Origin of the sequence: Burkholderia sp. BCC0397, from assembly GCF_902832865.1 — a bacterium.
In the GTDB taxonomy this organism is placed as follows: Bacteria; Pseudomonadota; Gammaproteobacteria; order Burkholderiales; family Burkholderiaceae; genus Burkholderia.
Window position 1 is genome coordinate 334,050 of the sequence record NZ_CADFDL010000002.1, and the last position, 23,296, is coordinate 357,345.

Annotated in this window: 20 protein-coding genes; 7 read left to right on the forward strand and 13 right to left on the reverse strand. The window is 68.2% G+C overall.

Going from position 1 to position 23,296, the window contains the following annotated elements:
• Positions 1 to 99 precede the first annotated feature (99 nt).
• From HWX03_RS06640 to HWX03_RS06675, 8 genes are all read right to left on the reverse strand, one after another.
• The gene (locus HWX03_RS06640) at positions 100 to 1,287 is read right to left on the reverse strand and encodes a beta-propeller fold lactonase family protein (protein ID WP_175870748.1); all 1,188 of its coding nucleotides are present in this window, start codon (positions 1,285 to 1,287) and stop codon (positions 100 to 102) included.
• Between the two features lie 127 nt (positions 1,288 to 1,414).
• A complete protein-coding gene (locus HWX03_RS06645; RefSeq protein ID WP_175870749.1) occupies positions 1,415 to 2,917 on the reverse strand; it encodes a M81 family metallopeptidase in 1,503 nt (500 codons plus the stop codon).
• Positions 2,914 to 4,203, reverse strand: a complete 1,290-nt coding sequence (locus HWX03_RS06650; protein ID WP_175870750.1) for a Zn-dependent hydrolase — start codon at positions 4,201 to 4,203, stop codon at positions 2,914 to 2,916. The genes HWX03_RS06645 and HWX03_RS06650 overlap by 4 nt, the downstream gene beginning before the upstream one ends.
• Positions 4,204 to 4,235: 32 nt before the next feature.
• The gene (locus HWX03_RS06655; RefSeq protein ID WP_175870751.1) at positions 4,236 to 4,937 is read right to left on the reverse strand and encodes an ABC transporter ATP-binding protein; all 702 of its coding nucleotides are present in this window, start codon (positions 4,935 to 4,937) and stop codon (positions 4,236 to 4,238) included.
• Positions 4,934 to 5,701, reverse strand: a complete 768-nt coding sequence (locus HWX03_RS06660) for an ABC transporter ATP-binding protein (RefSeq protein ID WP_175820868.1) — start codon at positions 5,699 to 5,701, stop codon at positions 4,934 to 4,936. The genes HWX03_RS06655 and HWX03_RS06660 overlap by 4 nt, the downstream gene beginning before the upstream one ends.
• Positions 5,698 to 6,741, reverse strand: a complete 1,044-nt coding sequence (locus HWX03_RS06665) for a branched-chain amino acid ABC transporter permease (protein WP_175870752.1) — start codon at positions 6,739 to 6,741, stop codon at positions 5,698 to 5,700. The genes HWX03_RS06660 and HWX03_RS06665 overlap by 4 nt, the downstream gene beginning before the upstream one ends.
• Positions 6,738 to 7,598 (reverse strand): branched-chain amino acid ABC transporter permease, encoded by an 861-nt coding sequence (locus tag HWX03_RS06670; RefSeq protein WP_027786383.1) that lies wholly within the window; start codon positions 7,596 to 7,598, stop codon positions 6,738 to 6,740. Before HWX03_RS06670 ends, HWX03_RS06665 begins: the two co-directional genes overlap by 4 nt.
• Positions 7,599 to 7,668: 70 nt before the next feature.
• Positions 7,669 to 8,877: an ABC transporter substrate-binding protein gene (locus HWX03_RS06675; protein ID WP_175870753.1), complete on the reverse strand. Its 1,209-nt coding sequence runs from the start codon at positions 8,875 to 8,877 to the stop codon at positions 7,669 to 7,671.
• A gap of 230 nt (positions 8,878 to 9,107) precedes the next feature.
• Here HWX03_RS06675 and HWX03_RS06680 point away from each other — a divergent pair, with 230 nt between their 5' ends.
• Positions 9,108 to 9,965, forward strand: coding sequence for an FCD domain-containing protein (locus HWX03_RS06680; protein WP_175870754.1), 858 nt, complete (start codon positions 9,108 to 9,110; stop codon positions 9,963 to 9,965).
• A 165-nt stretch (positions 9,966 to 10,130) separates the two neighbouring features.
• Here the strand turns inward: HWX03_RS06680 and HWX03_RS06685 are convergent, their stop codons facing one another.
• Genes HWX03_RS06685 through HWX03_RS06695 form a run of 3 tightly spaced genes read right to left on the reverse strand, consistent with a single transcriptional unit; the run spans position 10,131 to position 14,434 of the window.
• Positions 10,131 to 11,567 (reverse strand): aldehyde dehydrogenase family protein, encoded by a 1,437-nt coding sequence (locus HWX03_RS06685; RefSeq protein ID WP_175870755.1) that lies wholly within the window; start codon positions 11,565 to 11,567, stop codon positions 10,131 to 10,133.
• 30 nt (positions 11,568 to 11,597) lie between these two features.
• On the reverse strand, positions 11,598 to 12,995 hold the full coding sequence (locus HWX03_RS06690) for an aspartate aminotransferase family protein (RefSeq protein WP_175870756.1): 1,398 nt from the start codon (positions 12,993 to 12,995) through the stop codon (positions 11,598 to 11,600).
• Between the two features lie 50 nt (positions 12,996 to 13,045).
• Positions 13,046 to 14,434 (reverse strand): APC family permease, encoded by a 1,389-nt coding sequence (locus HWX03_RS06695; protein ID WP_175870757.1) that lies wholly within the window; start codon positions 14,432 to 14,434, stop codon positions 13,046 to 13,048.
• Positions 14,435 to 14,684: 250 nt separating this feature from the next.
• On the opposite strand from HWX03_RS06695, the gene HWX03_RS06700 reads away from it, so the two are divergent.
• A complete protein-coding gene (locus HWX03_RS06700) occupies positions 14,685 to 15,779 on the forward strand; it encodes an AraC family transcriptional regulator (protein WP_175820860.1) in 1,095 nt (364 codons plus the stop codon).
• Between the two features lie 482 nt (positions 15,780 to 16,261).
• Here the strand turns inward: HWX03_RS06700 and HWX03_RS06705 are convergent, their stop codons facing one another.
• The gene (locus tag HWX03_RS06705; protein WP_174429111.1) at positions 16,262 to 16,444 is read right to left on the reverse strand and encodes a hypothetical protein; all 183 of its coding nucleotides are present in this window, start codon (positions 16,442 to 16,444) and stop codon (positions 16,262 to 16,264) included.
• Between HWX03_RS06705 and HWX03_RS06710 the strand changes: the two genes are divergently transcribed.
• The 4 genes from HWX03_RS06710 to HWX03_RS06725 are packed head-to-tail and all read left to right on the forward strand — an operon-like array spanning position 16,443 to position 19,903.
• Positions 16,443 to 17,159, forward strand: coding sequence for an ABC transporter permease (locus HWX03_RS06710; protein ID WP_174429110.1), 717 nt, complete (start codon positions 16,443 to 16,445; stop codon positions 17,157 to 17,159). The two genes, HWX03_RS06705 and HWX03_RS06710, sit on opposite strands and share 2 nt — an antisense overlap.
• The gene (locus HWX03_RS06715; protein WP_175870758.1) at positions 17,156 to 18,067 is read left to right on the forward strand and encodes a glycine betaine ABC transporter substrate-binding protein; all 912 of its coding nucleotides are present in this window, start codon (positions 17,156 to 17,158) and stop codon (positions 18,065 to 18,067) included. The genes HWX03_RS06710 and HWX03_RS06715 overlap by 4 nt, the downstream gene beginning before the upstream one ends.
• A gap of 10 nt (positions 18,068 to 18,077) precedes the next feature.
• Positions 18,078 to 18,731 carry an ABC transporter permease gene (locus HWX03_RS06720; protein ID WP_174429108.1) on the forward strand — a complete coding sequence of 218 codons (654 nt, stop codon included), beginning with the start codon at positions 18,078 to 18,080 and terminating at the stop codon, positions 18,729 to 18,731.
• The gene (locus tag HWX03_RS06725; RefSeq protein WP_175870759.1) at positions 18,728 to 19,903 is read left to right on the forward strand and encodes an ABC transporter ATP-binding protein; all 1,176 of its coding nucleotides are present in this window, start codon (positions 18,728 to 18,730) and stop codon (positions 19,901 to 19,903) included. Before HWX03_RS06720 ends, HWX03_RS06725 begins: the two co-directional genes overlap by 4 nt.
• 129 nt (positions 19,904 to 20,032) lie before the next feature.
• On the opposite strand, the gene HWX03_RS06730 is transcribed toward HWX03_RS06725, so the two are convergent.
• Complete coding sequence (locus HWX03_RS06730; RefSeq protein ID WP_175870760.1) at positions 20,033 to 20,593, reverse strand: surface-adhesin E family protein; 561 nt, start codon at positions 20,591 to 20,593, stop codon at positions 20,033 to 20,035.
• Between the two features lie 199 nt (positions 20,594 to 20,792).
• Between HWX03_RS06730 and HWX03_RS06735 the strand changes: the two genes are divergently transcribed.
• On the forward strand, positions 20,793 to 23,228 hold the full coding sequence (locus HWX03_RS06735; protein WP_175870761.1) for a PEP-utilizing enzyme: 2,436 nt from the start codon (positions 20,793 to 20,795) through the stop codon (positions 23,226 to 23,228).
• Positions 23,229 to 23,296 lie beyond the last annotated feature (68 nt).

The following is a 23,296-nucleotide window of genomic DNA, read 5'->3' on the forward strand; positions in this document are numbered from 1 at the left end:
GATCCACGCCGCCGGCTTGCGCAATCGATAACGCTTCGTCGAGCCGCGCGATGATGTTTTCCGCCCTCTCACGGCGGGTCCACACGCCGCGCTCCCCCGTCAGCGCGGCAACGTCCTCAACGACGACGGCCCGCCCGTCAGTGCGATCCGCTTGCCCGTATCGCGCAGCTTGCCGCCTTCGACCGCATACAGCGCAAGCTGCCGTTCGACGTTGAACTGCACGATCACGTGCCGGCTGTCGGCGGTAAACACGATGCCCTGCGCGGCTTCGCCGCCCGGCACTTCGCTCACCTTCACGGCCTGCCCGTCGCGGATCTCGAACAGCAGCACCTTGCCAAGCTTGTGGCGGCCCGGGTTGTCGGCCGTCAGGTTCGAGCCGTCCATCGCCTGCACGGCGATCCACTTGCCGTTCGGCGAAATCGCGACGCCTTCCGGCAGCGACGGCACCGTCAAATACTGGACCGTGCGGAACGGCACGCGCGACACGTCGATCAGCGCGACCGAATCGGCGTCGCCCGCGAGCGTGCCGGTATAGCCCGGCAGCCCGGCGAGCCCGACGTTGCTGACGACGGCCCAGCGGTTGTCGCTCGACACGTCGATCGTGTATGGCGCGACGCCCGTGCTCAGGCGCGTGCCGCTGTCGGTCACCTTGCCGTCGTCGACGTTCAGCACCGCGACGCCCTGCTCGTCGCGCAGCGACACGAGCGCATGCTTGCCGTCGTGCGTGAAGCTGATTCCGGCCAGCCGCTTCTTGCCGATTTTCAGGGTGCCGTCGAGCGTCACCTGCGTGCCGTCGATGCGCAGGATCGACACGCTGCCGTCGACGTTGGCGACGAGCGCGAGCCGGCCCGAGCGGTCGATCGCGATCCCTTGCGGATGCGTGCCGAGCTCGAGGCGCGTGATCGCGGGCGGCGCGGTGTCGAGATTCACGACCTGCAGGAACGTGTCGAGCACGAGCTGCTTCGCGGCCGTGTCATAGCGCGTCGGCGCACCGACCAGCGCGAGCTTCGCGTCGGGCGTGATCGCGACGGCCTGCGGCGGCCCCTGGATGCCGTTCTCGACGTCGACCTGCAGCGCGACCTTCGGCGGGAACGTGCTGGCGTCGAGCAGCGTCAGCGTGTCGGCGGGCGGGGAAGGCAGATAGGTATCGCGGCCCTCGACGCGCTGGTACTTGCCGTCGTTGCCGGACACGATCCAGTCGGCGGCGTGCACGGCAACGGCCGTCGTGGCGAGGGTCAGCGCGGCGAGCAGGCGCGCGCTGCGCAGGCGGAAAGGATTCGAATGCATGACGGTCGGTTCTCCGGATCGGTTGCGGACGCAATGGATTGCCCGACCCTGCTGCCCGACGGGCCGGCGCCATCGCATGATGCCCGAAAGCGCGCGCGCCCGGCGTCTCGTTCCCGGTTCGGTTCCGTCAATCCGTGCGTCGCGTGCCCGACGACCACTCGACGATGTCGTCGAGCGGATACACCGGCCGCGCAAGCCGCGCGTAGCGGAACAGCCCGAAGTCCGAGCCCGTCACGCCGCGGCTGTCGCATTCGACCAGCGCGGACGCAATCGGCACGAACACCGGCCGGCAATACATCCGCGATTTCAGCAGCAGGAAGCGCGCGCGGCGCGGATCGACGCCGACGCTCTCGAACACGCCGAGATCCCACGGCTCCTGCGTGCGCTCGGTGACGACGAGCGTGGCCGTGCCGATGTCGAGCACGGCCGCGCGGCCCATGTACGCACGCTGCCCGGTGTACGTCGGCCCGGTAATCACGTATTCGCCGTCGGTGATCGCGCGCACGATGCCGGTCGCGCGAAACGGTTCGCGCCGCACGCCGCCGTGCGACGGCAGGCGGTTGCCGATCGGCACCGTGACGGTGGCGCCGACGCCCGCGTCGATCAGCGCCGCGACGGCTTCGGGGTCGCACAACGGCCCGCTGACGATCCCGTCGAGCCCGTGCGCGAGCGCGGCTTCGAGCAGGTCCATCGTGTCGCACGGGCCGCCCGACATGCAGTTGTCGCCGTGATCGAGCATCAGCACCGGGCGGTCCGCGCCATGGGCGAGCGCCGCGGCCTGCGCGACCGATTCGGCGAGCGGCGCACTGCGATAGACGAATTCGTCGCGCGCGTCCCAGATCTGCCGCGCGATGCGCTCGGCCACCGCATCGGCGGCGGCGCGGTCGCCGTCGGCCACCACGACCACGCTGATGCACGGCGCGGGAATATCCGCGAGCGAGAAGCCGGGCAGGATCGACACCGCGAGCATCCCGTCGGCCTCGGCCGCGCGCGCGGCTTCCACCGCGCGCCGCATCGCGCCTTCGGCGCTCGCGCTGCGCAGCGTCGACGTCATCAGCGGCGGCTGCCGCCATGCGAGCACGGGCCGTGCGCGGCCGTGCAGCCGGTCGAGCAGCAGCCGCGCCGCATGCTCGCCGGTCTCGGCCATGTCGACGTGCGGATAGGTCTTGAAACTGACGATCACGTCCGCGTGATCGATCATCGTCTGCGTGACGTTTGCGTGCAGGTCGAGCGCGACCGCGATCGGCGCATCGGGCAGCGCCGCGCGCACGCGCGCGAGCAGGTCGCCCTCGCCGTCCGCGCTCTGCTCGGCGACCATCGCGCCGTGCAGGTCGAGCATCACCGCGTCGCAACCGGGCGCGGCGGCGACGATCGCATCGCAGATCGCCGCATACGCGGCGGCCGCGACCGGCCCGCTCGGGTTCGCGGCCGCCGACACGGGCGTCACGATGTCGGCGCCTTCGCGCTCGGCCGCGTCGATGAACGCGGCCATCGCGGTGCGCATCCCGCGATTCGCGCGATACGCGTCGTCGCCCCAGTCGGGGCCGTTGCGGCCGAACGCGGCGAGCGGCGTCGGCACGGGCGAGAACGTGTTGGTCTCGTGGTTCATCCGGGCGATCAGGATCTTCATTGCGCACGGCCCTCCGCGATCCCGGCCGCGCCCAGCATCGCGTGCAGCAGCACGTTGCAGCCGGCTTCCAGATGGTCCGGATCGGCGTCCTCGATCTCGTTGTGGCTGATGCCGTCCTTGCACGGCACGAAGATCATCGCGGTCGGCGCGACGCGCGCGAGATACACCGCATCGTGGCCGGCGCCGCTGATCACGCTCATCGACGACAGCCCAAGCGCGCGCGCGCCGGCGCGGACTTGCTCGACCAGCGCCGGATCGAACGGCTGCGGCGGAAAGTACACGACCGGCTCGATGTCGATCCGCATCCCGGCCGCCGCGCCCAGGTCCGCGCATGCCGCGCGCAATTCCGCATCCATTGCCGCCAGCGTCGCGTCGTCGGCCGCGCGCAGGTCGACGGTCAGCGTCACGCGGCCGGGAATCACGTTGCGCGAATTCGGGTGCACGTCGACCCAGCCGACCGTGCCGCGCCCGTGCGGCGGATGCGCACGCGCGATGCCGTTCACCGCCCGCACGAGATCGGCCGCGACCAGCAGCGCGTCGCGCCGCAGCTCCATCGGCGTCGGGCCCGCATGCGCCTCCATCCCGTGGACGGTTACGTCGTACCAGCGCTGTCCGAGCGCGCCCTCGACCACGCCGATCGTCGTGTCATGCGCCTCCAGCACCGGCCCCTGCTCGATATGCGCTTCGAAATACGCGCCGACCGGATGCGCTCCGTGCCCACCATCCGCATCGCCCGCATAGCCGATCGCGGCCAGCGCGTCGCGCACCGACACGCCGTCGCGGTCGCATTGCGCGAGCGCATGGTCGAGCGTGAACGCACCCGCGAACACGCCTGAGCCCATCATCACGGGCACGAAGCGCGAGCCTTCCTCGTTGGTCCAGACGGCCACCTCGAGCGGCGCGCGCGTGCGCACCCCGGCGGCGTCGAGCGTACGCAGCACCTCGAGGCCGGCCAGCACGCCGTAGTTGCCGTCGAACTTGCCGCCGGTCGGCTGCGTGTCGATATGGCTGCCCGTCGCCACGGGCGGCAGGTCGTCCCGTTCGCCCGCGCGACGCGCAAAGATATTGCCGATCGCGTCGACGCGCACCGTGCAGCCAATTTCCTTCGCCCATGCGACGAACAGGTCGCGCGCGTCGCGATCGAGTTCGGTGAGCGCGAGACGGCACACACCGCCCTTGTCGGTCGCGCCGATCCGCGCGAGACGCATCAGGCTGTCCCACAGCCGCGCGCCGTCGACGCGCAAGCCGGACGCCGCGACGCCCGGAGTCGAATCCTGTACTTGCATCGTTGCCATTCCTCGCATTGAAAGGGCACGGCTCATGCGACACCGACGCCCAGGTACCGGTCCTTCACGTCGTGATCGGCCGCGAACGCCGCGTTGCTGCCTTCGTAGACGATCACGCCCTGTTCGATCACGAAGTGGCGGTCCGCGAGCTGCGTGCACACTTCGAGGTTCTGTTCGACGAGCAGGATCGCGACGCCGGCCGCCTTGATCCGCTTCAACTGCTCGACGATCTCCTCGACGATCACCGGGGCAAGCCCCTCGACCGGCTCGTCGAGCATCAGCAGCCGCGGATGATTCATCAGCGCGCGGCCGATCGCGAGCATCTGCTGCTCGCCGCCCGACAACTGCGCGCCGCCGTTGCGGCGACGCTCCTTCAGGCGCGGAAAGATCCGGTAGATATCGTCGAGCTGCCACGGCGAATCGCGGCGCGCGCCGAGCCGCAGGTTTTCCTCGACCGACAGCAGCCGGAAAACGCCGCGATGCTCGGGCACGAAGCAAAGGCCGCCCGCGGCGATCCGATGCGCGGGCTGCCCCGACACCGGCCGGCCCGCGAACGTCACCGTGCCGCCGGTCGGCGCGACGACGCCCGCGATCGCCTTGAGCGTCGTCGACTTGCCCGCGCCATTGCGGCCGAGCAGCGTCACCGTCTCGCCTTCGTTCACGTTCAGCGAAACGCCCTGCAGCACGTGGCTCTTGCCGTAGCAGGCGTGCACCTCCTTCACGTCGAGCATCATGCCCGGCCTCCCGTGATCATGTTGCCGAGATACGCGCTGCGCACGCGCGCGTCGCCGCGAATCGCGTCGGGCTTGCCTTCGACCAGCACGCGCCCCTGCTGCATCACCGTGATCGTGTCCGAGATGTCCATCACGATGCCCATGTTGTGTTCGATCAGCACGACCGTGTAGTCGTCGCGCAGGCCGCGGATCAGCGCCTTCATGTCGGCGAGATCGTCGATGCCCATGCCCGACGTCGGCTCGTCGAGGAAGATCGCGCGCGGCCGCGCCGCCAGCGCCATGCCGACCTCGAGCCGGCGCTGCTGGCCATGCGACAGCACGCCGGACGCCGTGTCGGCGAAGCGTTGCAGGCCGAGCCGCTCGAGTACGTCGTCGACGATGCCGTCATGCGCGAGCGCACCGCGCGGCGGCGTCCACGGATTCAGCGCCCGCCGCGATTCGACGCCCTGTGCGGCGACGCGCAGGTTCTCGCGCACGCTGAGGTTCGGAAACAGGCTCGTCACCTGGAACGAGCGTGCGATGCCGCGTCGCACGCGCTTGTGATCGGGTTCGTGCGACACGTCGTGACCGTCGAACAGGATCGAGCCCGACGTGATCGGCAGCGTGCCGGTCAGCGTGTGGAACAGCGTCGTCTTGCCCGCGCCGTTCGGGCCGATCACCGAATGCACGGTGCGCGGCATGATGCGCAGATCGACGCCGCCCAGCGCCGTGAACTTGCCGTAGCGCTTGACGATGCCGCGCGCTTCGAGAATCGCTTCGCTCATTGCCGCTCCTTGACCGTGGCCGCCGTGCGATCGCTACGCCGCAGCGACGCCACGATGCGTTCGCCCAGCCCCCACAACCCGCGCTGCATGAACAGGCTGACCGCGATCAGCACGAGGCCGAGCAGCAGCAGCCAGCGCGGCCACAGCGTCGCCAGCCAGTCCGCGAACAGCACGTAGAACGCCGCGCCGAGCACCGACGCGAACAGGTTGCCCGTGCCGCCGATCACCGTCATCACGAGAATCATCTCGCTCGTGTGATAGTCGATGTTCGACAACGGCGCGATGCCCGTCATCAACGCGTGCAACGCGCCCGCCAGGCCCGTGACCGCGCCCGAGATCACGAACGCCGCGAGCTTGAAGCGCTTCACGTCGTAACCGGCCGCCGCCGCGCGCGCCTCGTTGTCGCGAATCGCGAGCAGCGTCCGGCCGAACACCGAGCGCGATACGCGCAGCAGCAGCCAGAACACCACGACGAACAGCACCGCGACGAAGCCGTAGTAGCGCCACGGCGAATCGAGCGAGACGAGCGGATGCCCGAACGCGGATAGCGCGGGGCGCGGGATGTCGAGCAGCCCGTTGTCGCCGCCCGTCACATCCGGCGTCGTATACGCGAGGAAATAGAACAGTTGCCCGAACGCAAGCGTCAGCATCACGAAATAAGTGCCGCGCTGCCGGATCGAGAACCAGCCGACGAGTGCGGCCGCGACGGCGCCGAGCACCGCGGCCGCAAGCAGTGCGACGCTCACCGATGCGACGCCACGCGTCAGCACCAGCCCCGCCGTGTAGCTGCCGAGCCCGAAGAAGATGCCCTGCCCGAACGACAACAGCCCCGTGTAGCCGAGCAGCAGGTTGCAGCCGAGCGCGGCGAGCGCGAACACCAGCACCTCGGTCGCGAGCGAGCCCGAACTCAATACCAGCGGCAGCACGCACGCGGCCACCACCGCGAGCCAGCCTTCGGGCCGCTGCAGCACGCCGCGCCACGGCTGCCGGCGTTGTGACGCTGCCGTGCCAGGCGGCAGCGGTTTCGACGAATCGATCATGCGGCCCTCCCCAGCAAACCGTTCGGACGCAGCAGCAGCACGGCCGCCATCGCGACATAGATCATCAGCCGCGCGCCTTCCGGCCACAGCGTGCTCATCAGGCTCTGCACGATGCCGACCAGCAGCCCGCCGACGAGCGCGCCGAGAAAATTCCCCATCCCGCCGACGACGACCACGACGAACGCGACGCCGAGCGCCTCGATACCCATGAACGGATCGACGCCGCGGATCGGTGCGGCGAGCACGCCGGCCAGCGCGGCCGTCGCCGCGCCGAGCGCGAACACGAGGCTGAACACGCGGGTCACGTTGATGCCGAGCAGCGACACCATCTCCGTCGATTCGCTGCCCGCGCGCACCGTACTGCCGAGCCGCGTGCCTTCGAGCACCCACCACAGCAACGCGGCGAGGACGGCCGTGAACGCGATCACGAACAGCCGGTACTTCGGGTAGACGAAGCCGCCCCAGATCACGACGCCGTTCAGCGCGTCGGGCGGCGGCACGTTGTCGCCGAGCGGCCCCCACGCGAGGATCGCGCACTCCTGCAGCACGAGCGCGAGGCCGACCGTCGCGAGGATGTGGAATTCATGCTGCTGCGCGTACACGTGACGCAGCACCAGCTTCTCGACGATCCATGCGAACGCACCGACCACGAGCGGCACGATCGCGAGCGCGACCCAGAAATTCGCCGACCATTGCAGCGCCTGGTAGCAGAGATACGCACCGAGCAGGTAGAACGCGCCGTGAGCGAAGTTCACGAAGCGCAGCAGGCCGAACACGATCGACAGCCCGACGGCGAGCAGGAAATACAGCATGCCCACGCCGATGCCGTTGACGATCTGCAGCAGATAGACGTTCATGGCTTCCGTGTCGGAAAGGAAGGTAACGGACGCCCGCGGCGCGCGATGTGCCGCGAACGCATGCACGGGCTCACGCGAGCTTGCAGCCCGTCTTGTCGACCGGCAGGAACGACTGGCCGGAGCTGACGATGTCGGCGTAGTCGTCCGCGTTCTTCATCCGGCTCTTCGGCTTGCCTTTCAGCAGGTAGTAGTTCTTCAGCACCTGGTGGTCACCCTTGCGGATTTCCTCCGGGCCCGTGAGGCCGTCGTACTTCATCCCTTCCATCGCCGCGACGACCTTCTTCGGATCGGCGCTGCCGGCCTTCACCATCGCGTCGATCAGGATCTTCGAGCAGATGTACGAACCCGCGAGGCTGTAGTTCGGGTTCGCGTTGAACGCGGCGTTCGCGCGCTTCACGAGATCGCGGTTCAGCGGCGAATCGATGCCGTGCCAGTACTGCGCGCCGAAATACACGCCGTCGCAGATGTCCGGCCCGAGCGCCTCGAACTGCTCAAGGCCCGAGGCCCACGCGAGCAGGATCGTGCAGTTGCGCTTCATGCCGAAGCTGACAGCCTGGCGCAGCGTGTCCGACGATTGCGAGCCGAAGTTCAGGATCAGCAGCACGTCCGGCTGCGCGGCCGCCGCATTGGTCAGGTAGCCGCTGAACTCCTTTTCGGCGAGCGAGTGATAGCTGTTGCCGACGTGCTCGATGCCCTTCTCCTTGAAGACCGCCTTCGCGGCCGACAGCAGGCCGTCGCCGAACACGTATTGCGGCGTGATCGTGTACCAGCGCTTCGCCTTCGGCAGCATCTGGATCAACGGGCGCACCGTCTGCTCGATCGCGCCGAAGGTCGGCACCGACCAGCGGAAGGTCGCCGCATTGCAATCCTTGCCGGTGATCTCGTCCGCGCCGGCCGTCGTGATGAACACGCCGCCCGCCTTCTGGACTTCCTTGCCCATCGCCAGCGATTCGGACGACAGGATGCCGCCCGCGAAGAAACGCACGCCCTTCTGCTGCGCGATTTCCTGCACGCGCCGCACGGCGGTCGCAGGCTTGCCCTCGGTGTCGAGCGCCGTATAGGCGAGCGGCGCGCCGAGCACCTTGCCGTATTGCTTGACGACGAGCTGCATGCCGAGATCGGCGTACTTGCCGTTGGCCGCGAACGGGCCGGACATCGGCACCGGGCATGCAAGCTGGATGGGCGAGCCCTGCGCGAACGCGGCACGGGACGACATGCTGCCGAGCGCGCCCGGCACGGCCGACAGCGCGGCCAGTTTCAACAGTTCTCGGCGATTCAAGTTGACGCTCCTCTTGATGGGGGGACACACGCGATACGACCGACTGCCAAACCGTGCCCACGCCATGCCAGGATGCGCGCCGCCGGTTGATCCTATTTATCATGATAAATAGAATGAACCTGATGCTAGAGTTGATCAAAATTGGTGTCAATCAGGCAAAATTCCGTACCCGCGCCGGGACCGGTCGTCGACGATGACGCGGCGCGCAGCCAGACAAAGGAGTCGTGAAGATGGTCATGGACCGAGCCAGGGCGGGCCTCGCGGTCGAAATCAAGCAGCCGAAGCGGGCCGATCTCGTCGCCGAGGAGATCAAGCGGCTGATCACCGAGAAGGACCTGAAGCCGGGCGACCGCCTGCCGCGCGAGGCCGAGCTGCAGCAGCTCTACGCGGTGAGCAAGAGCACGATCCGCGAGGCGCTGAAGTCGCTCGAGGTGCAGGGGCTCATCAAGGTCACGACCGGGCCGTCGGGCGGCGGGATGGTCGTCGAGGTGCCGCTCGACCGCACGCTTCAGCTCCTGCAGAACTATCTGTTCTTCAAGGACGTGTCGATCGACGACATCTATACGGTGCGCAAGCTGCTCGAACCCGAGCTGGCCGCCGGCGCCGTGCCGCACCTGACGGAGCGCGACTTCGCGGCGCTGGAATCGAACATCGCGTGCTGCGACGGCGCGTCGGGTGTGCACGATCGCGGCCACATGCTGCGCCAGCGGCAGGAGGACACGACGTTCCACGACATCCTCGCGGCCGCGAATCCCAATCCGTTCCTGCGCTTCAGCTGCGAACTGATCAACGAGATGATCCGGCAGTTGATCGAGTTCCGGAACGATACGCCGCTCGTCGAGCACAAGCGCTTCGGCGAAGCGAACGTGTCGATCCACAAGGCGATCCTGCAGGCCGCGCGCGAGCGCGATGCCGAGCGCGTCCGTGCGCTGATGGTCGAGCACATGACCGAGGCGCCCAAGCACGTGAAGCGGATGAAAGGCAAGCTGCGCGGGCGGTTGATCCTCGATTCCGAGATCCGCAGGCGGGCCGCCGCCGCGCCCGTTGCGGGACCCGATGCGGCCGCGGCGGATCCGGAAGAACGCTGAGCGGCGGCACACGCGGCGTGGAGTCAAGGCCGACCGCTTCGCGGCGGCCCGGGACTCCTGCCGCGCCAGGGTGGCGGCAACGCTCCGCAGCCGAGCGCCGCGAGCAGCATCGGCACCCACGGAGGCACATTTGCCGCGCGGTTCTTCCGGGCGATCAGGTCGTCATCACGCGCCGCCTGCCGTGTACCCGGTCGTACCCTTCGTTTCCAGATACTCGACGAGACCAAACTCCGCATACTCGCGCCCGTTGCCCGAACGCTTGTAGCCGCCGAACGGCGCGGCCGGGTTCCACGCCGGGTAGTTGATGTGGACGTTGCCGACGCGCAACCGCGCCGCGATCCGGCGCGCGCGCTCGAGATCCTTCGACTGCACGTAGGCCGCGAGCCCGTAGACCGAATCGTTCGCGAGCGCGACGGCCTCGTCCTCGGTCCGGTAGGTCAGGATCGACAACACCGGCCCGAAGATTTCCTCCGTTGCGATCGTCATGCGCGGCGTCACGTTCGAAAACACCGTCGGCCGCACGTAGAACCCGTCCGCGAGCCCCTCCGGCCGGCCGGGGCCGCCGGCGACGAGCGTCGCGCCCTCTTCGATCCCGAGCCGGATAAAATGCTGGATGCGATCAAACTGCGTGCGGCTGACCACCGGCCCGATGCCGGTTTCCGTCGAACGCGGATCGCCGACGACGGTGCGTTCCGCTTCACGGCGCGCCGCCTGCTCGGCCCGCCCCAGATGATCGACGTGCACGAGCATGCGCGTCGGCGCGTTGCACGACTGGCCGCTGTTGCTGAAGCAACTGCGCGCGCCGCGCGTGACCGCATCCTCGATATCGGCATCGGGCAGGATCAGGTTCGGGCTCTTGCTGCCAAGCTCCTGGTGCACGCGCTTCACGGTGTCGGCCGCCGCCTTCGCGACCTCGACGCCCGCGCGCGTCGAGCCCGTGAACGACACCATGTCGACATCCGGATGCCGCGACAGCGCGTCGCCCACTTCATGTCCGTAGCCGTGCACGAGATTGAACACGCCGCGCGGCACGCCCGCTTCGTGCAGGATCTCCGCGAACAGGATCGCGCTGAACGGTGCGATCTCGCTCGGCTTGAGCACCATCGTGCAGCCGGCCGCCAGCGCCGGCGCGACCTTGCACACGATCTGGTTGATCGGCCAGTTCCACGGCGTGATCAGCGCGCACACGCCGATCGGCTCGTGTGACACCAGCAGCGAATCGGTCTGCGTGCTGAAGCGGAACGACCGCAGCGCGCGGATCGTCTGTTCGAGGTGCGCGGTGCCGACCGCGGCCTGCATCGTCCGCGCGAACGCGATCGGCGCACCCATCTCCTGGCTGATCGTCTGCGCGACCTCCTCGTAGCGGCGCTGGTAGATCTCGAGGACGCGCTTCAGCAGCGCGACGCGCTCGTCCACCGACCAGCGCGAATAGGTATCGAAGGCCTGCTTCGCCGCACCGATCGCACGGTCGACATCGGCCGCGCCGCCGATCGCGAGCTGGGCATACGGCCGCGCGGTGGCCGGATCGATCACGTCGATCGATCGCGCATCGGCCGGATCGAGCCACTGGCCGTCGACGTAGGACTGTTGTGACGTTCGCATCGAATGCTCCTGAAATGAAGGATGTCGCGCTCAGCGCATCGCCCGTGCGTAGGTATCGACGAGGATGTCGCGGATCTGCGCGACGAACCACACGATCTCGTCGCGCGACATCACGAGCGGCGGCGAGAACTGCACGATCGGCGTACCTTCGTGATCGACGCCCGCGCGACACAGCAGCCCCGCGTCGAAGATCGCCGGCGCGAGCATCGTCGACACGAACGCCTGCGCGCTGATGCCGGCCGCCCAGCGGCGCGCGGCCTTGTCGGTCACGAGCTCGAGCGAGTAGTGATAGCCGTCGCCGCGCACATCGCCGACGCACGGCAGTTCGAGCAGCCCGTCGAGCGTCCGGCGAAACACCGCTTCGTTGTCGCGAACGTTCGCGAGCACACCCTCGCGCGCCATGATCGCGAGGTTCGCGAGCGCGGCCGTGCACGCGACCGGATGGCCGCCGTACGTCGCGCCGTGCAGGAACATCTGCTGCGGCCCGTCGAGCACCGTGTCGACGACCGCATCGCTCGCGATCACGCCGCCGAGCGGCACGTAGCCCGACGCGATGCCTTTCGCGAACGTGATGATGTCCGGCTTCAGCCCGTAGCGCGCCGACCCGAAATACTCGCCGAGCCGGCCAAACCCGCAGATCACTTCGTCGGCCACGAGCAGCACGCCGTGCCGGTCGCAGATGTCGCGCAGCCCGGCCGCGTAGCCGGCCGGCGGCGTCAGGCTGCCGCCCGCGTTCTGCAACGGCTCGACGACGATCGCCGCGACCGTGTCCGGCCCTTCCTGCACGATCAGCGATTCGATCTCGTCGAGCAGATGGCGCGTGAACTGCGCTTCCGTTTCGCCCACCGGGCGCCCGTAGCGCTTCGTGTTGCCGACGTGCCGCACGCCCGACATCAGCGGCTCGAAATGCTTGCGGAAGTTCGTCATCCCGTTCAGCGCGAGCGCGCCGAACGACGTGCCGTGATACGCGACGCGCCGCGCGATGAACTTGCGCCGCTGCGGCTCGCCGCGCGACTGGTGATACTGGCGCACCAGCTTGATCGCCGCCTCGTTCGACTCCGAGCCGCTCGACGTGAAGAACACGCGGTTCAGTCCTTCCGGCGCGAGCGTCGCGAGCTGGTGCGCGAGCCGGATCGCCGGTTCGTGGCCAACGCCCCAGTTGGTCGCGAACGGCAGCCGCACCATCTGCTCGCGGATCGCATCGCCGATCTCCGCGCCGTGGCTGTAGCCGACCTGCACGCAGTACAACCCGGCCAGCCCGTCGAAATAGCGCTTGCCGTTGCGGTCGACGAGCCAGCAGCCTTCGCCGCGGTCGAACACGGTCAGCGCGTTCTCGCGGTATGCATCGGCATGCGTGAAGTGCATCAGCAGGTGGCGCTTGCCGAGCGCCTGCAGATCCGCATCGAGATTGACGTCAACAGCGTTCATGGATCACTCCTCCTTCAGGGTTTCAGAACCGGCATCGCACAGCCGGTCATTCAGTTCATCGACAGCGTCGGCGCCGGGCGCGTGAAGCCGCGCGTCAGCCACACGAGCTGGCAGAGGCCGAGCACGAGCCAGCCGATGCCGACGTAGAACGTCTGGCGCGACAGCCCCGACCACAGCCACACGTTCATCGCGAAGCCGATCGCCGGCATCAGGCCGTATGCGATCCAGCCCGCGGCATGGCGATGCTCGGGCCGGCCCAGATAGCTGCGCATCACGCACAGGTTCACGATCGCGAACGCGACAAGCGCGCCGAAACTGATCATCGTCGACGCGAGATCGAGCGTGATGAACAGCGCGGACAGCGACACGACGCCGACCGCGAGCGTCGCGCGCACCGGCGTGCGCAGCCGCGCATGCAGATGGCCGAACACGCATTCGGGCAGCACGCGGTCGCGGCCCATCGCGAACAGCACGCGCGTCACGCTCGCTTGGCCCGCCATCGCACTCGCGAAGCAGCCGGCGACGTACACCGCGACGAAGAACGCCGCCAGCGTGCGGCCGCCGACCCGCCGCATCAGTTCGAGGCTGGCCGAATCGAGATCCTTGAACGCGTGCCAGTCCGGAAACACCACCTGCCCCGCATACGCGATCAGCATGAACAGCAGGCCGCTCGCGAGCGTGCAGAGCAGGATCGCGCGCGGCACCGTGCGCCGCGGCTCGCGCGTTTCCTCCGACAGCGTGGTGACCGCATCGAAGCCGAGGAACGACAAGCACAGAATCGCGGAGCCGGCGAAGATCGCGTGCGCGTCGCCCGACGACGGCCACGCGACGGCCGTCGACAGTCCTTCGCCGGCCGCGACGTGCGCCGACGCGATGACGAAGACCGCGATGAACACGAGCTGGCTCGCGATCAGGATCAGGTTCACGCGATTGACGAGCCGGATGCCGACGATGTTCAGCCCGGTGACCAGCGCGATGCTGCCGACGATCCACACGCTGGCCGGCACCGCCGGAAAAATCTGCTTCATGTAGATGCCGATCGCGAGGTAGCTGATCATCGGGATGAACAGGTAGTCCATCAGCAACGCCCAGCCGACCATGAAGCCGGCCGACGTGCCGAAGTTGCGGCTCGCGAACGTATAGGCCGACCCGGCGCTCGGCATCAGCCGCGCCATGTGGCCGTAGCTGCGCGCGGTGAACAGCATCGCGACCAGCGTGACCGCATACGCGGCCGTCAGATGCCCGTTCGTCTCGCTCGTGACGAGGCCGTAGGTCGTGAATACCGTCATCGGCAGCATGTATGCGAGGCCGAAGATCACCAGCGTCGAGAGTCCGAGCAGGTGCGGCTTGCGGGCGTCCGTGTCGCTGCGCTGCGCGTACGCGCCGAAGTCATGCGTCGCGGCGGCTGATGCGGTTCGACCTGGCCTGTCGTTGTCCATGCTGTCCTCACTTGGGTGGCGTCCATGACTCAACACGCGTGCGTCCGGCGCGGCCGGCGGGGCACGACTGGAAGAAAGTGTGGTGCGTCAAAAAATCGGCGACGAATGAGAAAAGCGGACGTAATCGAGAGATATTTCCGGACACATGGTCGTGTGCCGTGCCGTTCCGCCTTGCATGCTGCTGTGCCGCACTGGCGTTTTGCGGACAATCCGGCTATGTTCAGTGCGACCCCGTCACCGCATCGGCACCATGGACAGCCGTTCCCAACGAAACCAGAGCCGGGCCGAGCGCAGCCTGCGTTCGGCGCTCGGCCTCGCGCGCCCGGCCGGGCGCCAGGAGGACATTCCCGCCACGGTCCACGCGATCGCGGTCGCGCTGGACGAGTGCCGCGTGCGGCACATCGACGGCGCCGCGCTGCTCGAAGGCACGGGGCTCGGCGCGGACGAAGTCGCGTCGCCGAACCTGCACGTGAATCGCGGCCAGGAGCAACGTTGCTTCCGCAACCTGCTGCGCTGCAGCGGCGTGCCGTCGATCGGGCTGTCGATCGGCGCACGGCTGCATGTATCGACGCTCGGCCTGGCCGGCTACGCGATGCTGATCAGCGGCTCGGTGATGCAGGCGTTCCGCTGCATGGGCCAGTTTCCGCTGTTCATGGGGCTGTATTTCGACGTCCGTATCGACGCGCACGCAGGCGGCATGAGCGTGACCATCGGCCGCTACAACGGCGAGCCCGATCTCGAGGTGTTCCAGGCCGACATGTGCCTGTCGAGCCTGCGCCTGATCGTGTCCGATCTCGTCGGCAAGCCGGTATGGCCCGAGCAGGTGCAGCTCGCGCGCCGCACGCCGCGCAACGCGGCCGACTATGCGCGCCACTTCGGCTGCCCGGTCGTGTTCAATGCGGACGACAACCGGCTCGTGTTCACGTCGGTGAACGGCACGGAAGCGCCGCGTCTCGCGAACGAAGTCAGCTTCAATGCATTGCACGGCCAGTGCGAGGTGCTCGAACGGCAGTGGGCCGCGTCGGTCGGCACGCGCTTCGCCGATCGCGCGAAGGAGCTGATGGCGCGCGACCTCGTGCGCTTCAAGTCGATGACGGCGCTCGCCGACGCGCTGCACCTGACCGAACGCACGCTGCGCCGGCGGCTCGACAAGGACGGCATCACGTTCCAGTCGCTGCTCGACGACGTGCGTCGCGACGAAGCCGTGCGATTGCTCGACGATCACGCGCTGACGGTCGCCGCGATCGCCGAACGGCTCGGCTACAGCGAGCCGCGCAGCTTCCGTCATGCATACCGGCGCTGGACCGGCAAGACGCCGCGCGCGGAGTCGGACCCCGAAGAGTGAATCCAATGCGCGGTATTCAGCGATCACGCGCGTCGCGGGAATCGATGTCGTCTAATATCGCGCGGCACTCGACGTGCGCGAGAGGACCGCGCTGACGATCGTGCGGCTGCCGGCCAACGTGATCGGCACGCGCGCGCCGCGACGACGGTTTTACCGACTGATTCGGTCTTCGAACCAATTTTTACTCACCCCGCGCGTCGCCACCGCACGCCCGCCGACGCATCGCCGCGCGCGTCCCCCACGGTAGACGCGATCCATCGATTGCTCTATACTCGCCTCAACTTCATCACAAAACGCATGATCTCGTGCGCAACGTGATGTCATTTCGCACTTCGCTGCGCAGGCATCCGTTTCGCCACGTCAAAGGGGCCACCGGCCCCAGCGGTCGGCGTCAAGCCGCCCGCATCCATGCCGTCTTCACAGGACGGTGCCCTGCTCGAACGCGCCTCGCCGTTACGGCGCCGCCGGGCTGAACCTGACAATCAGACGAACGCGTCGTCGCGTTCACCCGACCGCCAGCCGCACCTCGGTGCAGCCGGCAGCACTGTTTCCGTCAGTTCAATCGCGGCCATGCCGGGATCACGAACTTCCATCGCGACGCCATTCGGCGTCATCGCGGCGTGCGCCTGCGCGCGCCGCACCGGATTGAGGAGGCGTATCTTCATGACTCGACGCACTGTCCAGCTGGTGGGCAGCCTGGTGGCAATCATCGCAGCGGGATGGGCATTGGCGCGCGGCATCGGCGCCGAAACGTTCCATCAGCGCTCGGACGATCTCGCTTATTACGCGGGCCAGCACATGCTGCTGGTCGCCTATTCGATGACACTGGCCATCGCCGTGGGCGTGCCGGCCGGCGTGCTGCTGAGCCGGCCGCGATTCCAGCATCAGGCCGAGCGCTTCATGCAGGTCTTCAACATCGGCAACACGATCCCGTCGCTCGCCGTGCTGGCCATCGCGCTCGGCATCTTCGGCATCGGCAACGTGCCGGCGATCGTCGCGCTGTTCCTCGCGTCGCTCCTGCCCGTCACGCGCAATGCGTACGAAGGCATGAAGAACGTGCCGGCCGCGCAGCGCGAAGCCGCCAAGGGCATCGGCATGACGGGCTGGCAGTCGCTGATTCGCGTGGAACTGCCCAACGCGCTGCCGATCATCGTCGGCGGCGTGCGCACCGCGCTCGCGATCAACGTCGGGACGGCGCCGCTCGCGTACCTGATCGGCGCGGACAGCCTCGGCTCGCTGATTTTCCCCGGCATCTATCTCGACAACCAGCCGCTGCTGCTGCTCGGCGCGTCGCTCACCGCGATCCTCGCACTGGTGCTGGACGGCGTCGTCGCGGCCGGCAGCCGTCACTGGCTCGCACGCCATGGAGGTGCCGCATGACGCTTCAACGCATCCTTCGATCGCTCGCACGCGTGGGCGTCGCCGGCGCGCTGTGCATCGCCGCCAGCACCCCGGCATTCGCCGCGAAGCTCGTGCTCGGCGCGAAGAACTTCACCGAGCAATACGTGCTCGCGGAACTCACGTCGCAATACCTGCGCTCGCGCGGCTATGACGTCGAAGTCCGCGCCGGGCTCGGCAGTACGCTCGCACGCAGCGCACTGGAGAACGGCCAGTTCGACCTGATGTGGGATTACACGGGCACCGCGGCGCTCGTCTACAACAAGATCCAGGACAAGCTGTCGCCCGAGGACATGTACCGGCGCGTCAAGGCGCTCGACGTGCCGCGCGGGCTCGTGTGGCTCGATGCGTCACCGCTCAACGACACCTACGCAATCGGCCTGCCGAGCCCGCTCGCGCAGGCCACCGGCATCCGGACGGTGTCGCAGCTCGCCGAGCACCTGAAGAACGATCCGGCCGCGAAGCATTACGTATTCGGCATGGACGCCGAATTCGCGAATCGCCCCGACGGCCTGAAGCCGCTGCTCGCCGCCTACGGCATGCAGTTCAGCCGCGCGCAACTAAAGCAGATGGATCCGGGGCTCGTCTACACGGCCCTGCACAACAACCAGTTGAATATCGGCCTCGTCTACACGACCGACGGCCGCGTGAAGGGCTTCGGCATCGTGCCGCTCGAGGACGACAGGCACTTCTTCCCGCCGTACAACGCGACGCCCGTGGTCCGCCAGGGCACGCTCGAACGCAACCCGAAGCTCGCGACGCAGCTCAACGCGCTGTCGGCTGCGCTCGACAACGACGCGATGCAGGCGATGGCCAAGGCGGTCGACCTCGACGGCCAATCGCCGCGCGACGTCGCCGACGCGTTTCTGCGCACCCACTCGCTACCTTGAAGGAGTACAGATGAGCGTATTCGACTATCTCGCTTCGAGCTGGCCCGAACTGCTGCAGCTCACGCTGCAGCACGTGTGGCTCGTCGCGATCGCCGTGGGCTGCGCGATCGTCGCCGGCGTACCGCTCGGCATCCTGATCAATCGCCACGACTGGCTCGCCGGGCCGCTGCTCGGCGTCGCCACGCTCGTGCTCACGCTGCCGTCCATCGCGCTGTTCGGCCTGATGATCCCGTTCTTCTCGCGCTTCGGCCAGGGCATCGGCGCCGCGCCCGCGATCACGGCCGTGTTCCTCTATTCGCTGCTGCCGATCATGCGCAACACCTACCTCGCATTGCACAACGTGGATGCGGGGATCAAGGAAGCCGGCACCGGCATCGGTATGACGTCGTGGCAGCGCCTGCGTCTCGTCGAGCTGCCGCTGGCGGTGCCGGTGATTCTCGCGGGCGTGCGCACCGCGGTCGTGATGAACATCGGCGTGATGACGATCGCCGCCGTGATCGGCGCGGGCGGCCTCGGCACGCTGATCCTGCGTGCGATCGGACAGAGCAGCATGATGAAACTGCTGGTGGGCGCGGTGCTCGTGAGCCTGCTCGCGATCGTCGCCGACCGGCTGCTGCAGATGCTGCAACGTGCATTGACACCGAAGGGAGTGCAGAAGACATGATCGAACTCGACAAACTGACCAAGACCTTCACGCGGAAAGACGGCCAGGCCGTGCGCGCGGTCGACTCCGTGAGCCTGTCGGTGCCCGAAGGGGAAATCTGCGTGTTCCTCGGCCCGTCGGGCTGCGGCAAGACCACCACGCTCAAGATGATCAACCGGCTGATCGCCGCGACGTCGGGCCGCGTGCTGATCAACGGCGAGGATACGGCGCAGCTCAACGAAGTCGACCTGCGGCGCCACATCGGCTACGTGATCCAGCAGATCGGGCTGTTCCCGAACATGACGATCGAGGAGAACATCACCGTCGTGCCGCGCCTGCTCGGCTGGGACAAGAAGCGCTGCGCCGAACGCGCGCGCGACCTGATGTCGATGGTCGCGCTCGATCCGAAGCTGTACCTGAAACGCTATCCGCGCGAGCTGTCGGGCGGGCAGCAGCAGCGCATCGGCGTGATTCGCGCGCTGGCCGCCGATCCGCCCGTGCTGCTGATGGACGAGCCGTTCGGCGCGGTCGATCCGATCAATCGCGAGTCGATCCAGAACGAGTTCTTCCAGATGCAGCGGCAACTGAACAAGACCGTGATCATGGTCAGCCACGACATCGACGAAGCGATCAAGCTGGGCGATCGCATCGCCGTGTTCCGGCGCGGCCAGCTCGTTCAGTACGATCACCCCGACACGCTGCTCGCCCGCCCGCGCGACGAATTCGTCGCGCAGTTCGTCGGCCAGGACAGCACGCTCAAGCGCCTGCTGCTCGTGAAGGCCGGCGACGCCGCCACGCAGCCCAAAACGGCGCGCGTCGATACGCCGCTCGCGCACGCGCTGGCGGTGATGGACGAAACCGACTGCCGCTACCTGACCGTGCTCGACGACGCGGGCCGGGCGCTCGGCTACGTGACGCGCCGCGCGGCACGCACCGACGGCGGCGTGTGCGGCGAACGCGTGACGCCGTTCCCGGCCGGCGTCGCGGCGGACGACAACCTGCGCATCGTGCTGTCGAAGATGTACCAGTACAGCGTGTCGTGGATGCCGGTGCTCGATCCCGACGGTGCGTGGCTCGGCGAGATCACGCAGGATTCGATCGCCGCGTACCTCAGCTCGGGCCGGTCGCGCCGGCAAACCGGCCAGCCGCCGGGCAGTCCGGCCGAGGCAGTGGCCACGGCCGCCGCGTCCTGAGTCGCGCCCGGGCCGGTGCTTCGTCGCACCGGCTTCGGGAAGCGAAGCGAATGGATGCCGCGCGTTGCAAAAAAAGATAGTCGTGCTTGTTCAAGCATCGCGCGGCGCAAACCGCTTGAACGAAAACCGTCATCCGGATTTTTTGCACACGTAATCCATGACCAGCGTCTGAATGGAATCGCGTTCGACGAAACGATAATCGTCCGAATCCTCGCGTGAAACGTAAACCTGGCCCGGCTGGGTTCCGGTCATCCTCGTTTTACCCATCGCCCAGATCTTTTGCGCGCAGATGAACGACCAGTCGGACACGATGCTTTTCACCGGAAACGGCGCCGAATACCGGCGCGGCTCGGCATAGACGATCCTGACCGTCACCCACGAATTGACCGGGTGACGGTCGACGGAAGCCGCGTCGACATCAAGCGCGACAGCCGGCCCGGGCCCCAGCGTGACCCAGTTCTCCGCCCATGCAACGTGGGTGACGAGCGCAAGCAATACGCCCGCGATCCGGTTTCCTTTCATGTCGTTCCCTTGAATCCCTGAATCCCGTCCAGTGAATGCCGGCGACCTGATTCTACGTTCTACGCTTGCGGGCGCCATGCGCTGCGATCCGGATGATTGATCGACCCGCGGGTATTTCATTCGTTCGACAAACCGGTGATGCCGATGAATAGGAATAGGATCGCGCATCGACACATCCGGAAACCGGAACGAATCGCGAATTGAATTGGATCGACTCGCGTAAAATGCCCGCAATCAACCATCCGGGCGGGGCCACGCTTCCATTCCGCTCGCACGGGCAACATAAACAAAAAGCCGTGGTATCTGCCGAAATCGCCGCCCGAACGGGTGCGCGCAATCGCGACGGTCGTCGACCGACGAAGCCTTCATGAGCCAACCGATCCTGTACCTCCTCGCCGGCAACGGCAGCGCAGCCGACTGGTGGGACGACGCGCTGCCCCACTTCCGGCGCTATCGCCCCGTGCCGCTCGAATTGCCGGGCTTCGGCGACCATCCCGCGCCGCCGTGCGAGGATCTCGCCGCGTATGCGCAGGCGCTGCTGGACGCGACCGAACCCGGGCACGCGATCATGGCGGTCGGCGTGAATGCGCTGCTGGTCCTGCACGCGTTGCAGCGGCGCCCCGGCCACTTCGGCCGCAGCGTGCTGCTCGCCCCGGTCGGCGCGTTCCTGTGGGAGCGCCGCCTGCCGAAGCTGATGGCGCCGAAGCCGCTGCGCAAGACCATTCACTGGCTGCTCGCGCACTACCCCGCGCTGTTCGCTCGCAAGTTCTCGAACCGGACCTGGACGCCCGCGCAGTATCGCCGCATGGGCGCCGGCTATGCACGTTGCCGCGCGTTCCTGCCGCACTGGGATCTCGTGCGCGCCGATACCGCGCTGCCGCTGCTCGAGTGGGTCACCGATCGCATCGAACTCGTGTGGGGCGACCAGGATGCCGTGCTCGGCGTCCGTCAGGCCGCCGCGTGGTCGGCGATCCTCGCGCGCGCCGACCTCACCGTCACGCTGCAGCCCGGCTGGGGACACTATCCGTGGATCGATGCGCCGGCGGCGTTCGCGCAGTGGCTCGAAGGAGACGACACGGGCTTCGTCGCGCATACCAAGGGCGGACGCCTCGCGCTGGCCACGATGGCCGGGCTGCGGGTGCCGCCCGCGCTGTCGCTGACCCGTGCCGACGATCCGCGCCTGCCCGGCTGGCTCGCGAGCCAGCCCGACGCCGAGTGGGCAATCCGCTCGTCGAGCCATGGCGAGGACCAGGCCGATGCGGCGAACGCCGGCCTGCACACGACGTTCCTGCGCGTACCGGCATCGCAGGCGGCCGCGCGCGTGGCCGAACTGCTCGACGGCGGCCTCGAGGAAGCCGTCGTGCAGCGCTTCGTCACGCCCGTGCTGTCCGGCATCGCGTTCGTGCGCCATCTCGCGGTCGAGGTCGAATGGGTCGAAGGCCACCTCGAAACGCTCGCCGACGGGCAGGCCAGCCCGCAGCGCGCGATCCTGTCGCGGCTCGGCGAGCCGTGGCAGCGCGGCACGTTCCCGTCCGCGCACGGCCTGACCGCGCGGCAGCTGTGGGCTTTCCTGCAACGCGTGCTGCGCGCATTCCATTACGTGCCGGGCGACGTCGAATGGGCGTGGGACGGCACGCAGCTGTGGCTGCGGCAGTACCGCCCGATCAGCGCCTACGGCTGGCATCGTCACCTGACCGCCGCGAACATCGCCGAGATCCTGCCGCCGCAGCCGAGCCGGCTGGTCGAATATGCGCAACGGCGTGCGGCCGGCAGCATCCCGGCCATCATGGCGCGCTGGGACGCACGCGTGCTGCGCGACAACGAACCGTTCACCGCGCTCTATGGCGGCGCGTCGTACATCAACAACGACCTGTTCCTCGCGCGTCTCGCGGACTGGGGCGTCTCGGCCGCCCACTACAGCGGCGAGATCGGCGGTGCGACGCCGCCGCTGCGCTGGCGACCGCTGCGCCTGCTGCGTGCGTTGCCGGTGTTCTGGCGCATGCTGCGCGTCGCGCGCGGGCACCTGCCGACGCTCGCCCGCGGCCTGGCGCGCTTCGACCGGGAACTTGCGACGCTCGTCGAACAACGTGCCGACGGCCAGCAACTGGCCGACTGGTTCACGCGCTTCTACGTGTTCGTCGTGCAGGGCAACCTGTGCATCGCATCATCGCTGGCCAGCAGCGGCGGCGCGCTGTGGGGGCGTCCGCCGACCGCGTACGGCCAGCTCGACGACAGCCCGCACCGCCTGCCGTGGGAAACCGATCCGGGCACCGCGCGGCCACCGGCCGCCGACCTGCCGCTGCAGGCGTTTCCCGACTGGCCGCTGCCGGTCCGCGTACTGCACGCACTCGGCGCGCCCGGCATGCGCGGCTGGTATCTGCAGGTGCGCGAGTGGTATCGCGACAACCTGATGCGCGTGTTCTTCCGCCTGCATCACGCGATGCCGGCCGCCGACCGCGACACGTGGTTCGCGCCGCATCCCGAGCGCCGCGATCGCAACGGCAGCTTCTGGCAGGACGGCAGCGAAGGCACCGACGAGGCCGCCGGCTTCATGATCTATCCGGGCCACACGCAGGGCGTGCTCGGCCGCGACATCCTGCTGGAAGATTCGCTCGACCCGGGCCGGCACGCGCAGTACCAGGCCGCACGCGCGGTGATCGCCCGCATGGGCGGCCGGTTGTCGCACGGCGCGACGCTGCTGCGCGAACTGCGCAAGCCGTCGGCCGTGCTGCCGCGCGTCGATGCGGCGTGGGTCGGGCGCGAAGTGCGGCTCAGCGACGGCCGGCTGACGCTGGTCGAATAGGCGCGCGTCGGCAAGTTGGAGGCGCTGGCGCAACGATCGGGAAACCCGATGGCGCGTGGCGGCGTACC